This window comes from Vibrio metoecus (assembly GCF_009665255.1).
Taxonomy (GTDB): domain Bacteria; phylum Pseudomonadota; class Gammaproteobacteria; order Enterobacterales; family Vibrionaceae; genus Vibrio; species Vibrio metoecus_B.
Map to the genome: position 1 here is coordinate 1095533 of NZ_CP035686.1, position 13425 is coordinate 1108957.

The window sequence follows — 13425 nt, forward strand, 5'->3', positions numbered from 1 at the left end:
GAGACAAAACATTCAGCAAAGTTATGTTTGTGGCTCAAGATCAAATTCTGAGGCTTTTGGAGCCAAATCTAGAATAAAGCTCTACAAGGTTGTGCTGATTTAATGAGTGTGCCTGAAAATGTGCCTGAAAGGGCGGATTATGTTCCGCCTCAATCAGTTAGCTTCAGTTAAGCATTATAACGTACGATTTCTTGTTGCATTGCTTCAGCGAGCCTTGCCAGTTCCAGTGTGGCTTCGGAGCTCTGTTGGGCTCCTAATGCAGTTTGGTTGGAGATATCACTGATGGTGATAATGTTTTTATTGATTTCTTCTGTCACTGCACTTTGCTCTTCTGATGCGGTGGCAATTTGTGTGTTCATGGTTGAGATACGATCTACGTTAGCCGTAATTTGCGACAGGGCAGTACCGGCTAAACGCGCTTTTTCGACCGCTTTTGAGGCACCATCCACCCCCTGTTCAATTAAATGAGCAGAATCTCGACTGCTTTGTTGTAAACGTTGCACGGTTTGAAGAATTTGTTTTGTCGATTCTTGGGTGCGGCTTGCCAAGGTTCGTACTTCATCGGCAACCACTGCGAAGCCTCGTCCTTGTTCCCCCGCGCGTGCCGCTTCAATAGCAGCATTGAGCGCCAATAAATTAGTCTGTTCAGAAATGCCTTGAATAACATCCACCACACTACCGATATCTTCTGAATCTTTGGCAAGCAGTTGCATTGCTGCGAGCATTTTTTGTAAATCAGAGGAAAGGTTCTCAATCATCGCGATATTTTCATCAACCACTTTACGCCCTTGCTTTGCGGCTTGCTCAGTTTCTCCGGAAGCCTCGGCGGCTAAGTCTGCGCTTTGTGCAACCTCATGAACCGTGGCGGTAAATTCATGAATGGCCGTGGCAATTTGCTGGGTTTGTGACTGTTGTTCCACGATGTTCTGCTTCGTTTGCATTGCGACTGCTGCATTCTCTTCGGCGGCAGCCGCTAATGCAGAAATCGAATGCCGATTACTGCTGATCACCTCTTGAAAGCTGCCCACGATACGGTTGACGTATTCTGCAATATCAGAGAATTCATCGTCTCCGGTTATGGGGATCCGCTGCGTGAGGTCACCATTGGCAATATTGGTTGCGGAACTCGCCAACTGGTGAACTGCATTGTTCACTCGTTTTGCAATCAATAACGCTAGGGTTGTGGTGACGACTAAAGCTAGGGTACCTAGCAAACTGACACTCCAAATAAATTGCTGAATATCGGACTGTGAACTGGAAAAGTTGTCTTTACCTTCTTGGATCTGGATATCCAGAAACGCTTCTGCGGCTTTTTTAATATCGCCATAAAGAGGATTGATTTTTTGCAACAGAACCATGTTGGCCTCGTCGTATTTCTCTTCTTTAAGTAGGGCGAGTGCTGGTACAAAACCATTGTCGGTGACTTGGTCGAGTTTCTCTTTCAATGGATCAATGACGGATTTTTCTTTCTCATCCAAGGCAGTGGCGAGAATCTGCCTGTCGATAATTTCATGTAAGTCAGAGATGGAAGTTTGGATCGCCTCAATGTGAATTTGGATCGGATGATCATGCATAAGTGCATATTTCGAAGAGGGGTCATGTTGGAAAGCCAGTAGTAGTTGGCTACGTGCACTGCCTAATTCATCCAGTATGCGACCAGCCCGAATCGTATGCTGCATGCCTTTTTTGTAAAGTGATTCAATAGAGTTAGAGGCATTTTGCATGCCTGTTAGTCCCTTGAACCCCAGAAAAAGAATTGAAACGACAATCAGCACTACAATCAACTTTAAGCGAAGACCAACGCTATGTAGTGAGTTTGTAGTGCCTGTGGCTATCGTGCGATGAGCACGATTCTGTAGATTGGATACCATGATCCACCCCCGACAAAAAATGAAAAGTTATTGAAGTTGTATTCATTTCAGTATGGTTCAAGCGACATCACTGGCATCAATTTCATGGCGTTATGATAGATAGATCATGATTTTTTATGCTGATATCGATACAAGTTATTTTCATCGCCATACAGTTCGCAAGAACCAAGCAAGGTAAAGCCGATTTTCTTCAATAAAGCATTGGAGGCTTGATTGTTAGGCAGGGTTATCGCGAGGAGTTGCTGGAAATGAAAGTGCTGGAAAGCGTGGTGCAATACTGCTATTGCCGCCTCTTCGGCATAGCCTTTACGCCAATGTTCAGGCAAAAAAGCATAACCGAGGTCGGGTTCTTGCAGTTCTGGCCTTTTTATGATGCCACACATGCCAATTGGTGTACCGCACGCCTTAAGCTCAACCATATTGAGGCCAAATCCATTGGCATGATAACTGGCGATTGGACCATTTGTGAGGTAGTTCAGGGCATCTTCGGTGGTATGTACATTTTTGTCGGCGATATAGCGGATAAAAGACTCTTCATTGAGTAACCGAATGATAAATTGCGTATCGCCGTGCTCAAAATGCCGAATGACTAGCCGGCGGGTTTCAGTGACTAAGGGCATAGACTTCCTTGTTATGGGCATTGGATGATTGGTTAAAAAGACGTATCTGTGGCTTCTTGCTTTTTGCTGACAATATCGGCCATTGCAAGGTTCCCAATTGTTGTAAAATCCGAGCTCAATCGGTTTTATCTTTCTTAGCATAACAACCCATGAGGTTTGAATGAAAAAGTTACTCCTTACTTTTACTTTGGTGTTATTGGGCTGTTCAGATGTGGTTGAAAATTACTACGCCGATTATCAGCAGGCTCAGGCGGATCATCTGTTTGAACGCGGCTGGCTGCCGCAAATTCTTCCCGCCTCAACCACGCAAATTCAGATCGCGAATAATCTGGATACAAACCACTCACAAGGCTCGTTTGTGATTGCACAGCAAGATTGGAGCAAGTTTATCAAACAATTGGAGGCAACCTCAGTTACCAACCAATATCGTTTTCAAGTGGATAAGAGTGTTTGGTTATTCACCCTTGATAAGCAAGGTAAAGTGAGTTATCTACTCACCACCGATAATCAATAGAACACCGTCACGAGAAATAAGATGAATTATTTTGAAAGTCCGTTTGCTGGCAAACCAATCCAAGAACAGATCACCAACCCCAATATCATTGTGGGGCGCCATAGCTACTACTCAGGCTATTACCACGCTCATAGCTTTGATGATTGCGCGCGTTATCTCAGCCCTGAGCGTAACGATGTCGATAAATTAATCATTGGCAGTTTCTGCTCGATTGGTTCAGGCGCGGTATTTATGATGGCAGGTAATCAAGGCCATAGAGTCGATTGGGCTAGTACCTTTCCTTTTTTCTATCAGCAAAATCCGAACTTCGCAGAGGCCAAAGATGGGTTTTCCAGAGCGGGCGACACCTGCATTGGGAATGATGTTTGGATTGGCTCTGAAGCGATGATTATGCCAGGTATTACGGTGGGTGATGGCGCAATCATTGCAAGCCGGGCTGTTGTGACCAAGGATGTAGCGCCTTACGAAGTTGTAGGCTCTAACCCTGCTAAGCACATTAAATATCGGTTTAGTCCAGCACACATTGAGATGCTGTTAGAGATGCAGTGGTGGACATGGCCAGATGAACGTTTGAGTCAATGTATGGATTTGATGTGCTCGGCGGATATTAGTGGCCTTTACCAGTTTTGGAAGTCGTTTCAGTAAACCCAAAGGAAATAGATAAAATCGCGTTGATAGTAGGCACCGCTCAGTGGAAGTAACCGATCAATTGGTGGCGATTATGTTGCCTTCTTTGATTCACCGTATCGGTGGGGAGACAGTAAAGCGTTTGAAGCAGCAAGCTCTACCCTTGGGTTGTGAGTTCAAACGTATTCGCCGCTCACGCAACTGGCAGTTGATGGGGGAGGCGATGGCTATTCAGGCTTTTCTTATCCAACTTAGAGTGGAAGATGACCGTGAAGTTGAGTATTTGATCAAAAAGTTAGACGCCGGATTAAGGCTGCACAGTGATAAGTTGGAGCCTTTAGAAGCCAAATTGCAGCGCTTAGTTGCGCAGAACCCGTCGATAACGTTAGCAGAACTGATGGCAGCTACTCATTGCAGCTTGATTCAAGCACGAGCCGCACGTTTTGCTGAGGAGCTGGATTGAAGCTATGCATCTTGCTGATCTGATTGCAAATAGCAGCACGGTGAAAAGTATTTCAAGTGTCTAAAACGGTGAAACCCCGACAGTTGGTAGCTATCGGGGTTTCGAATTTTTAGATTTCTCGGTTGGTAATGCCGATGATCTTATTTATGCAAAAGGCTGGATTTAATCCGAATAATTCCTTGGTAGGGAATTAGATACGGATGAAGTCCATGTGCTCAACTTTTGGCTTGTACGCGTGGCGTTGAACGTCTTGTGGTTTCACTTTCACTTCTTGGCCGTCGATAACCAGAACGATAGCTTCGTAAAACTCAGGCTTGTCCATTTGGTTCATCACGTCATCGTGGTTCAGTGAGATAGAAACTGGAGCTGCTTCACCACCGTAAACGATCGCTGGGAAGTAACCAGTGTTACGTAGGCGGCGGCTCGCACCTTTACCTAGATCAGTACGTAATACTGCTTCGAATTTCATAGTATTTACTCTCAAATTAGTAAAAAACAGAGTGACAGGACAATGCGACCTTGTCCTTGTCGTAGAGTTTCTAAGCCTATAAATAGGGTCAGAAACGAGCGCGGATACTAGCATTCATTGACTGGCCGAGCAACTGAAAATCGGCGTTTATACGGTTTTTAGCGTGATTTGGCTGCTTTTACATCGTGTGACGGTTTTTTTAACGTGAGCGTTGCTTTTAAACCACCCAAACGACTCTCACCCAACGCCAGAGCGCCACGATAACTGTGTGCCATTTCACTCACAATATTAAGGCCAAGCCCAGTACCGGGTGTGGTTTCATCTAAGCGAACGCCACGTTTTAACGCTTTCTCAATATTGTCCGCCGGAATCCCTTGCCCATCATCTTCGATACAGATCTGTACCCAATGTTCATCTATAGGGTGGCTATGAACGCGAATAAGGCTATTTGCCCATTTATAGCCGTTTTCGAGCAGATTACCGATCATTTCATCGAAATCAGTCGGTTCAACGGTCACTTCCAAGTCTGAATCAAGCTCATTGACCAGCGTGATTTCTCGCTCAGCATAGACTTTGTCAAATGCTTGCGAAATCGCATCCACCCTTAAACTTGGCGAGGTTTTGACGGCAAGAATGTTGGCGGAACCTGCCATACGAGCTCGACCCAGATGATAGTCAATTTGCTGTTGGATCTGTTCTACGGAAGGTTGTAATCGAGCCTTGAGCTGTGAACTTTCCAGTTGTGCAACTTCGTTTTTAAGTACGGAGAGCGGCGTTTTCAGTGCATGTGACAGATTACCCGCATGATGGCGCGCTCGTTCTAACAATTCTTGGTAGTGGAACAGTAAAGCGTTGAGGTCATTCACCAGTGGTGAAATCTCTTTCGGGTAATCACCATTCACAGCATTTTGCTGACCATTACGCAATGCGGCCAGTTCGCGTTGCATTTTAGAGAGCGGCCGAAGTGACCACGTCACTTGTGCTCCAATCAAAATCAGTATTCCACTAAACAGCAGTCCTAAAATCATCCACAACTCTTTGCTGACTCGCTGCAATGTCGCTTTAAGTGGTGCATCGTCTAGGCCAATTGTGATGGTGATCGGCTGTGAAAAATCCGGTAAATAAACGGTACGTTTTAGCACAATCAAAGATTCACCATTTGCACCGCGATAAACCGTGTCGTGCACATGCGATTCTTCGGTTAAAAAACGATCCCACAATGAACGTGAACGCAAGGTTTGTTTACCCAAGGTGGCTGACCAATACAACCCGCTGTACGGCTGCGCAAAACGCGGATCGGCAAGGCGAGTTGTAAGGGTAAGCTGCCCTTGCGGATTGGCTTCCAGATTGGCGGTGATCTCATCCATCGAGAGTTGCAACTGGCTTTGCACATCTTGAATCAAGTATTGATGAATGAGGCTTGGAATCAGGTAACCCGCCGCTAGGATCATTGCACTAAGCCACAACGTGGCTGCGAGCAGCAAGCGGGTTTTTAAACTGAGATGGCGTAAAAAATGTGGCTTAGCAGGCATGCAGTTGATATCCAAGACCGCGTACAGTTTTGATCACATCTGGCGCAATTTTTTTACGCAAACGACCAATAAAAACTTCAATGGTGTTGGAGTCGCGATCGAAATCCTGTTTATAGATATGCTCTACCAGCTCAGTACGCGAAATCACTTTCTCTGGGTTATGCATGAAATACGCGATCACTTTATATTCTAAGGCCGTGAGGCTAATTGCTTGTCCACGCCACATCACTTTGGAAGTGCGTGTATCTAAACTGAGATCGCCCACTTGCATGACTGGGGAGGCGTTACCCGAAGCACGACGTAATTGAGCACGAATGCGAGCGATCAGCTCCACCATTTCAAAAGGTTTAGTCAGGTAATCATCCGCACCTGCATTTAAACCTTCTACACGTTGAGTCAGGGTGTCGCGCGCACTCAAAATCACCACGGGTGTGTTGATGTTTTCATCTCGAATGCCTTTAAGTACCGTCAAACCATCCAATTTAGGCAGGCCGAGATCGAGCACAATCACGTCCCATTCTTCGGCAGTGGCGCGGTACAGCGCATCAATCCCATCTTGTGAGAGTTCGGGAACCCAGCCAGTTTGATCTAAGGCTGATAGGATTTGATTACCCAACTGTACATCATCTTCAACAACTAATATTTTCATGGCTTGCTCGGTTATTTTTTTATAGCACGAATGACGTTGCGTCCGCGAATCGACATCAATTCAAGCGTGGCAGCATTATATTCCACGCGGAATACTTGGTTGTCATACACCAATTTCAGCTCATAAATCCATTCGCTGTCGTCTTCATCAAGTTCAACTTTGATTAAGCGTCCATTCAGTTGTTGATCAACAGTGGCATAGAGTTCTGCAAATGGACGAATAAGGCCTTTTTGAACGGCGCGGTAAACGTCATCTTGGTCTTCATCAATTTCGATCTGCGTCCCTTCACGATACGAACCTTGTTCCCAATCTTGCACTTTGTTATCGGCGTGAGCAGGAAATATGAACCCTAAAAAGAGCACTAGGAGTAGGGTACTCGCTTGCGGCTTCAGCGGCATATGGAGAATGTGCATAGTCAATACCTGAATTTTGAATCTGTTGCCGAGTATAGCCGGAGAAAAATGAACAGAAAGTGAATTCATTTTCAACTCTTTCCGGTTTGCAGGGGATAGTTGTTATTTCTAGGGCTGTAATGGCTTGCTCTCAGTTGGAGAAACAAACTCATCGGCAAACACTTTGTCACGGATTGCCCAGAAACGGCCAGATTTGCGAGCAATCACAAACAATGGCGGACGAAAACGGTGCTGATGATCCACCACTTTAGCCGGCGTTGCGGCCTCAAATGGACGATGTTTATCCGCCAAATGTGGGCGCACAAATTGATCGAGAAATTGCTGCTTTTGGCGCGGTGTACTCAACGGCCAAAATTGGTGTACTTGTACGGCATCCTGGCCGTGGTAAGTCACTTGAAGCTGACTTTTCCCTTTGGCGTCTTTATGAACTTTCAAGCTCATGTCGGTACATTCAAATACCAAGGCATCTTTCAGATTGAGCGCCTCTTTGAGCTTCTTATCAGGGTCAACTAACGTGGCATCGCATTCATGGCAGATGCGCGCTGCGATGTCGTTATCCGCACCACATTCATTGCAGTATTTCGCACGAAAACGGTAACCACAATGTTCACGCTCGCCTGTTTCATCATCAGTGAAAAAACCTTGGCAGCGGCGGCCATAATGTTCAAGCAAGAAGCCGTTCGCATCCAGCTTGCCCCAAAAATTATTGTTAAAACCACAAGCAGGGCAGGGAATAGTGATGATTTCGCTGTCTGAATCGGGTTTCGGATCGCCCACTTCAGGTTGATATAAATCGTACTGATTACCCGCATAGTCGAGTACCAAGCAGTCGGTTTTACCGGAGGAAAGGCGCAGCCCGCGGCCAATGATCTGCTGATATAAGCTGACTGATTCGGTGGGGCGTAAAATCGCAATCAAATCGACATGCGGCGCATCAAACCCAGTGGTGAGCACGGATACATTGACCAAAAACTTTATTTGCTGCTGTTTGAAGGCTTGGATGATGCGGTCACGTTCTGGCGTTGGGGTATCCCCAATCACTAGAGCGGAGTGCTCGGTGGGCAGTAAGCGATAAATCTCTTCGGCGTGGCGCACGGTCGCAGCAAAAATCATCACTCCTTGTCGATCTTTAGCAAACTGAATGATCTGCGCGATAATTTGCGGTGTGGCGCGTTGTGACTGTTCAATCACTAAATCGAGTTCAGATTCGCGGTAACGCCCAGTATTGGCTGGTTTAAGCTGTGAGAAGTCGTAACTCATCACGGGTGTATCAATCAGTTTCGCGGGGGTGAGAAAGCCTTCATCGAGCAGATAATGAATCGGCAGCTCAAAAATACAATCGCGGAAAAAACGGGACTCTTCGCTGCGTACTAAACCGCGAGTGTGGTACTGATAGAGCCATCCCATTCCGAGCCGATAAGGAGTTGCAGTCAACCCTAACACTTTCATTCCCGGATTGAGTTCCAACAAGTGGCTGATCACTTTTTGATAGCTACTGTTTTTGTCATCGGGTACACGATGGCATTCATCAATCACCAATAAAGAGAACTGGTTTTGGAACTCGGATAAGTTGCGAACTACTGATTGTACTGAGGCAAACACGACTTGTTGGTCGGTTTCTTTACGGCCTAATCCTGCCGAAAAAATGGCTCCCGTCAGGCCATAGCCTTCATATTTGGCGTGGTTTTGCTCAACCAGTTCTTTGACATGCGCCAATACCAATACGCGACCACGTGCAAGGCGGGCGAGTTCTGCAATCACTAAGCTTTTGCCCGCACCGGTCGGGAGCACAATCACGGCTGGGGTCGAGTGCTGGCGAAAATAGTGCACGACGGCTTTGACTGAGTCGGCTTGATAAGGTCGTAACGTATACATCCGATGGGAGTTACCGAAGTTGTTTGGGCAATTGATGTGTTTTGCATCGCTTAGGATGCGTGACATGCAATTGCGCTGGGTAATTATGGTGACAGGTCTGTATAATAGCCGACTTCAAGCAGATGAGGTAAGCATGCGTTTAGACAAATTCCTGTGTGATGCGCTCGGTACGACGCGCAAAGAATCCACTCAACTTCTCAAAAGTGGTGAAGTGACCGTTGATGATGTTGTACAAAAAAGTGGCGCGTTCAAGCTCAAAGAGACTTCATGCGTTGAGTGGCAAGATCGCGAAATCACGCTGCACGGCCCACGCTATATCATGATGCATAAGCCTGACGGTGTGGTCTGCTCACATGAAGATGGCTTCAACCAAACTGCTTTTACCTTGCTTGATGAAGTGAATATTGAAGATTTGCATTTCGCAGGCCGCTTGGATGTCGATACCACAGGTTTACTGCTGATTACCGATGATGGCCAGTGGTCACACCGTGTGACTTCACCAAAACATAAGTGTGAGAAAACGTACCGCGTGTGGTTGGCCGATCCCATTCAAGCTGATTACGCTGAGCAATTCACTAAAGGCATCGAATTACGCGGTGAGCGTGAATTGACCTTGCCAGCACAGTTGGAAATTGTCAGTGAAACCGAAGCGCTGCTGACCATTCATGAAGGCAAATACCACCAAGTGAAACGCATGTTTGCGGCGTTGGGTAATAAAGTCATTGGGTTACATCGTGAGAGAATTGGTCAAATCACATTGGATGAGGCATTAGAGCCCGGCGAATACCGCTATTTAACAGAAGACGAAGTCGCTTCAATCTGGAAATAAACAAAGATTTAGGAAATAGATTGTTTCCGAATTAGAACTAGTTAATCGCGGCATTTTTTAAGACCATAGACCGACAGGACTTAGCACTCAGCCTGAGCGTCAAGTCACCCACGATTTATTGCCTCATCAAGCAATCTCTGATTGGCATACACTGTAAGGTGTATGCCAAAACATGAATTTAACTCTACGGAGAATTATGTCTGCCCCAACCATAAATCCCCAACAAGCCCCACAAATGAGCTTGTTGCTTTATATTGTGCTCGGTGCGCTCGGTGCGTTGACACCGCTAGCGATCGACATGTATTTACCCGCCATGCCAACCATTGCCCGCGATTTTGGTGTGAACGCCGGTGCGGTACAGATTACCCTGACGGCATACACCGCAGGTTTTGCGATAGGGCAGTTACTACATGGTCCTCTTGCTGACAGCTATGGCCGCCGCCCAGTGATGTTATGCGGTATCTTTTTATTCGGCATCGCAGCGATGGTCAGCGCCACCACGAATGGGATTGATGCGTTAACCTATATTCGTGCAGCGCAAGGTTTTGCAGGCGCTGCTGCCGCGGTAGTTATCCAAGCCGTGGTGCGCGATATGTTTGATCGCGAAGATTTTGCGCGAGCGATGTCGTTTGTCACTTTAGTGGTGACACTCGCCCCCTTGGTTGCGCCTATGATTGGCGGGCACTTGGCGATTTGGTTCGGTTGGCGTTCGATTTTCTGGGTACTTGCACTGTTTGCCGCGCTTGTGATCGCAATGGTGATGTGGAAAATTCCTGAAACACTAAGCCCTGAGAATCGTCAACCATTGCGTTTTCGTAGCACCATTCGTAACTACTATAATCTTTGCAAAAACCCTGTAGCGATGGGGCTTATTTTCTCGGGTGCTTTTTCATTTGCGGGAATGTTCGCTTTCTTAACCGCTGGGGCGTTTGTATACATCGATATTTATGGTGTCAGCCCGAGTGAGTTCGGCTACCTGTTTGGACTGAATATCGTGGCGATGATCGCCATGACCAGCATTAACGGCCGTTTTGTAAAACGAGTTGGTTCGCACAACATGCTGCGTTTTGGCTTATTTATCCAGTTGATTGCTGGGATTGGCCTATTCACGAGTTGGTTAATGAATTGGGGATTGTGGGGAACGGTACCTTTTGTGGTGCTGTTTGTTGGCACGATTTCAACGATAGGCAGTAACTCCATGGGATTACTGCTAAGTAAATACCCACGCATGGCGGGTACGGCTTCGTCATTAGCGGGGACGCTGCGTTTTGGTACTGGCTCGATTATTGGTGCCGTGGTAGCGGCACTGCCGGGTACGGAAACGTGGCCAATGATATTTGTGATGGCCGCTTGCTCTGTGTTATCAGGCGCCTTTTACTGGACGTTAGGAAGAAAAGCGTAATGGCGAACTACCATTTAGAAATTCAAAATGTGGTGAACACTGCATTGGCAGAATTAGAGGCCGAGCATAAAGCGGGCAAACTGGCGAATGCGCCTGTGGCGAATAACCATTTTTTAGTGCACTGGGTGACCAAGGCGCTGAAAGCACAACGTTTTCATCGTTGTGTGGGTGACAATTTAACTCAGTGGCAGAAAGCGGGGCGCTCGAAAGGGACAGAATCACAACTGTTACCGACCTTTCAACGCATTTCTGCGTATTACGCCCATTTTTTTGCTGAGCAAGACCATACGCCGATTACCGATAAGCAGATCGAAGCTTTCTTGGATGAGATGGAGCAAGCCGGTTGGGAAGTTTCAACCTCTGAGCCGTTAGTCAATGCTGGAAAAGTGCAGATTTTTACTGATGGTCAGAACTCATTGGCATTGTGTTCCGTGCAGTGTGAAGCCTGTTTCGATGGCGAGCTGTTAGTCAAACCTATGAATTGGTTTGTGCGTGGTCATCATGCCGGTTTTGTGGAAAAAGCTTTCGCTGCCGGATTTATGGTTCACAAGCAGACGGATTACAAATCGAATGTGAAATATCACGGTGAGTACCTGATTTTCCCTGCTAACCAAGGCACACAGTTGGCAGAGATTCCGCTCTCGTTTCGCGCTCAATAAATCGATTTGAGCTGTACTATAAATTGATCCCACCGCTTAATCGCGGCGGGATTTTTTTATGATTGCTCGTACCATGCCACGGAAAATAAACAGGTGAGCCGGCATCATCGCATACCAATACAAAAGGCCAAGAAAACCTTGTGGATGCCACCAAGCCGTTACATTGAGGCGTCGTTTACCACCTAAATCGTCAATGGTGAATTCCAAACGTCCCAATCCGGGGCCTTTCATGCCAAACAGCAGTGACAAAAACTGTTGAGGTTGGCAGCGAATCACTTTCCAAGAATCAATAAAATCACCGACTGCCAGTTCAGCACCGGCCGGATAACGCCGTATCGGTTTACCACCGCCGAAAAAGAGATCGAGCCATTCTCGTGTGCGCCACAACACGTTGGCAAAAAAGTAACCTTGGTCACGACGGCCGATGGTGCGGATCACTTTCCATAGTTCCTGGCTACTTAATTCGGTTTCGATGCTGGCACCCGCCTGTTTCGGGTAATAACCAAACCCGGGCTGCCAACGTAAAATGGCGTTAGGATCAAAGCCCCACACCTGACTACGCACAAAAGTCCCCTCACTCTCCATCGCTTGGGCGGCAGCTTCACGGTAGGAAATTAACACTTGCGGGTAGCGTGCCGCTATTGAATGGGTGTCTGCAATAAAATCGTGGGTCAATCCTTCTAGAAGAGAGCGACCAATAGTGCTTGGCACGGACGTGACCATGCCTAACCAGCGTGAAGCCATGCGCGGGGTGAGAAAGCGTGTCGACCACAAGCGAAATGGTTTGCCAGTGAGCTCGCACAAAATGCGAAATTGTTCTCGATAACTCAATACATCGGGTCCTCCAAGTTCAAACATCTGATGTTCGCGTGGCTGCTCTTGGGCAAACTTAAGCAGATAAGTATTGAGGTTGGTTAGCGCAATAGGGTTGGCTTTGGAGTCAACCCATTTGGGCGTGATCAGCACGGGCAGGTTATACACAAAATCACGCATGATCTCGAAAGCCGCAGAACCAGAACCAATAATGACACCTGCTCTAAGTTCAGTAATGGGCACGAGAGATTGGCGCAAAATTCGACCGGTATCGTAACGAGCTTGTAGGTGTGGCGAGTGACCGGATTCTGGCTGCAAAGAGCTTAAATAAATGACATGTCGCACCTGATTATGCGGAAGATCGAGCGCATCCTTTACGTTTTGTGCCAATAACAGCTCGTAATCGACAAAATCTCCCCCATGAGCCATACCATGCACTAAGAAAAACACTAGGTCATAATTGGGGATGGTCGCGAGCGTTTTCTGACGATCAGCGAGATCGAGACTGAGCCGAGTCAAGTTGGGATGAGTAGGCAGACGAGTGTTGAGCGCTTCAATTTGACGGGAGGCTGCGGTGATCTGGTATCCCGCATCCAGAAGTAATGGCAGCAGTTGCGCCCCTACATAACCTGATGCACCTAACACTAATACCTTTTTCATTCGGTCATCCTTTTTAATCGTTTGTTGTG

At 46.9% G+C, this 13425-nt stretch carries 14 protein-coding genes; 6 read left to right on the forward strand and 8 right to left on the reverse strand.

Annotated features, from left to right (window positions below):
- Positions 1–167: 167 nt before the first annotated feature.
- Both EPB59_RS05060 and EPB59_RS05065 read right to left on the reverse strand, forming a co-directional pair.
- Positions 168–1874, reverse strand: coding sequence for a methyl-accepting chemotaxis protein (locus tag EPB59_RS05060; protein WP_154171730.1), 1707 nt, complete (start codon positions 1872–1874; stop codon positions 168–170).
- 101 nt (positions 1875–1975) lie between these two features.
- Entirely contained in the window at positions 1976–2491 is a 516-nt protein-coding gene (locus EPB59_RS05065) for a GNAT family N-acetyltransferase (protein ID WP_154171731.1), read from the reverse strand.
- Positions 2492–2651: 160 nt separating this feature from the next.
- On the opposite strand from EPB59_RS05065, the gene EPB59_RS05070 reads away from it, so the two are divergent.
- The 3 genes from EPB59_RS05070 to EPB59_RS05080 are packed head-to-tail and all read left to right on the forward strand — an operon-like array spanning position 2652 to position 4095.
- Positions 2652–3005, forward strand: a complete 354-nt coding sequence (locus EPB59_RS05070; protein ID WP_055051776.1) for a hypothetical protein — start codon at positions 2652–2654, stop codon at positions 3003–3005.
- Between the two features lie 21 nt (positions 3006–3026).
- Positions 3027–3650 (forward strand): type B chloramphenicol O-acetyltransferase, encoded by a 624-nt coding sequence (gene catB / locus EPB59_RS05075; protein WP_055051775.1) that lies wholly within the window; start codon positions 3027–3029, stop codon positions 3648–3650.
- 46 nt (positions 3651–3696) lie between these two features.
- Positions 3697–4095: a ribosome recycling factor family protein gene (locus tag EPB59_RS05080; RefSeq protein ID WP_154171732.1), complete on the forward strand. Its 399-nt coding sequence runs from the start codon at positions 3697–3699 to the stop codon at positions 4093–4095.
- A gap of 190 nt (positions 4096–4285) precedes the next feature.
- Here EPB59_RS05080 and rplY read toward each other — a convergent pair whose 3' ends face one another.
- From rplY to EPB59_RS05105, 5 genes are all read right to left on the reverse strand, one after another.
- On the reverse strand, positions 4286–4564 hold the full coding sequence (rplY, locus tag EPB59_RS05085) for a 50S ribosomal protein L25 (RefSeq protein ID WP_000667185.1): 279 nt from the start codon (positions 4562–4564) through the stop codon (positions 4286–4288).
- 158 nt (positions 4565–4722) lie between these two features.
- Positions 4723–6096: an ATP-binding protein gene (locus tag EPB59_RS05090; RefSeq protein ID WP_195707060.1), complete on the reverse strand. Its 1374-nt coding sequence runs from the start codon at positions 6094–6096 to the stop codon at positions 4723–4725.
- On the reverse strand, positions 6086–6745 hold the full coding sequence (locus tag EPB59_RS05095; protein WP_000699606.1) for a response regulator transcription factor: 660 nt from the start codon (positions 6743–6745) through the stop codon (positions 6086–6088). The genes EPB59_RS05090 and EPB59_RS05095 overlap by 11 nt, the downstream gene beginning before the upstream one ends.
- Before the next feature lie 11 nt (positions 6746–6756).
- The gene (locus EPB59_RS05100) at positions 6757–7158 is read right to left on the reverse strand and encodes a PepSY domain-containing protein (protein WP_055051772.1); all 402 of its coding nucleotides are present in this window, start codon (positions 7156–7158) and stop codon (positions 6757–6759) included.
- A 108-nt stretch (positions 7159–7266) separates the two neighbouring features.
- Positions 7267–9033 carry a DEAD/DEAH box helicase gene (locus tag EPB59_RS05105; protein WP_154171734.1) on the reverse strand — a complete coding sequence of 589 codons (1767 nt, stop codon included), beginning with the start codon at positions 9031–9033 and terminating at the stop codon, positions 7267–7269.
- Positions 9034–9166: 133 nt separating this feature from the next.
- On the opposite strand from EPB59_RS05105, the gene rsuA reads away from it, so the two are divergent.
- From rsuA to EPB59_RS05120, 3 genes are all read left to right on the forward strand, one after another.
- The gene (rsuA, locus tag EPB59_RS05110; RefSeq protein WP_154171735.1) at positions 9167–9862 is read left to right on the forward strand and encodes a 16S rRNA pseudouridine(516) synthase RsuA; all 696 of its coding nucleotides are present in this window, start codon (positions 9167–9169) and stop codon (positions 9860–9862) included.
- A gap of 196 nt (positions 9863–10058) precedes the next feature.
- A complete protein-coding gene (locus tag EPB59_RS05115) occupies positions 10059–11264 on the forward strand; it encodes a Bcr/CflA family multidrug efflux MFS transporter (RefSeq protein ID WP_055051770.1) in 1206 nt (401 codons plus the stop codon).
- Positions 11264–11923, forward strand: coding sequence for a DUF2913 family protein (locus EPB59_RS05120; RefSeq protein WP_000024974.1), 660 nt, complete (start codon positions 11264–11266; stop codon positions 11921–11923). Before EPB59_RS05115 ends, EPB59_RS05120 begins: the two co-directional genes overlap by 1 nt.
- Before the next feature lie 36 nt (positions 11924–11959).
- Here the strand turns inward: EPB59_RS05120 and EPB59_RS05125 are convergent, their stop codons facing one another.
- On the reverse strand, positions 11960–13396 hold the full coding sequence (locus EPB59_RS05125; protein ID WP_154171736.1) for a DUF2867 domain-containing protein: 1437 nt from the start codon (positions 13394–13396) through the stop codon (positions 11960–11962).
- Positions 13397–13425 lie beyond the last annotated feature (29 nt).

What these genes read in the sequence shown, in the direction of transcription:
- EPB59_RS05125 (WP_154171736.1), bottom strand. Translation starts at nt 13,396, where the DNA reads ATGAAAAAGGTATTAGTGTTAGGTGCATCAGGTTATGTAGGGGCGCAA.
- EPB59_RS05115 (WP_055051770.1), top strand. Translation starts at nt 10,059, where the DNA reads ATGTCTGCCCCAACCATAAATCCCCAACAAGCCCCACAAATGAGCTTG.
- EPB59_RS05100 (WP_055051772.1), bottom strand. Translation starts at nt 7,158, where the DNA reads ATGCACATTCTCCATATGCCGCTGAAGCCGCAAGCGAGTACCCTACTC.
- EPB59_RS05090 (WP_195707060.1), bottom strand. Translation starts at nt 6,096, where the DNA reads ATGCCTGCTAAGCCACATTTTTTACGCCATCTCAGTTTAAAAACCCGC.
- EPB59_RS05070 (WP_055051776.1), top strand. Translation starts at nt 2,652, where the DNA reads ATGAAAAAGTTACTCCTTACTTTTACTTTGGTGTTATTGGGCTGTTCA.
- rplY (WP_000667185.1), bottom strand. Translation starts at nt 4,564, where the DNA reads ATGAAATTCGAAGCAGTATTACGTACTGATCTAGGTAAAGGTGCGAGC.
- EPB59_RS05065 (WP_154171731.1), bottom strand. Translation starts at nt 2,491, where the DNA reads ATGCCCTTAGTCACTGAAACCCGCCGGCTAGTCATTCGGCATTTTGAG.
- EPB59_RS05120 (WP_000024974.1), top strand. Translation starts at nt 11,264, where the DNA reads ATGGCGAACTACCATTTAGAAATTCAAAATGTGGTGAACACTGCATTG.
- catB (WP_055051775.1), top strand. Translation starts at nt 3,027, where the DNA reads ATGAATTATTTTGAAAGTCCGTTTGCTGGCAAACCAATCCAAGAACAG.
- EPB59_RS05095 (WP_000699606.1), bottom strand. Translation starts at nt 6,745, where the DNA reads ATGAAAATATTAGTTGTTGAAGATGATGTACAGTTGGGTAATCAAATC.
- rsuA (WP_154171735.1), top strand. Translation starts at nt 9,167, where the DNA reads ATGCGTTTAGACAAATTCCTGTGTGATGCGCTCGGTACGACGCGCAAA.
- EPB59_RS05105 (WP_154171734.1), bottom strand. Translation starts at nt 9,033, where the DNA reads ATGTATACGTTACGACCTTATCAAGCCGACTCAGTCAAAGCCGTCGTG.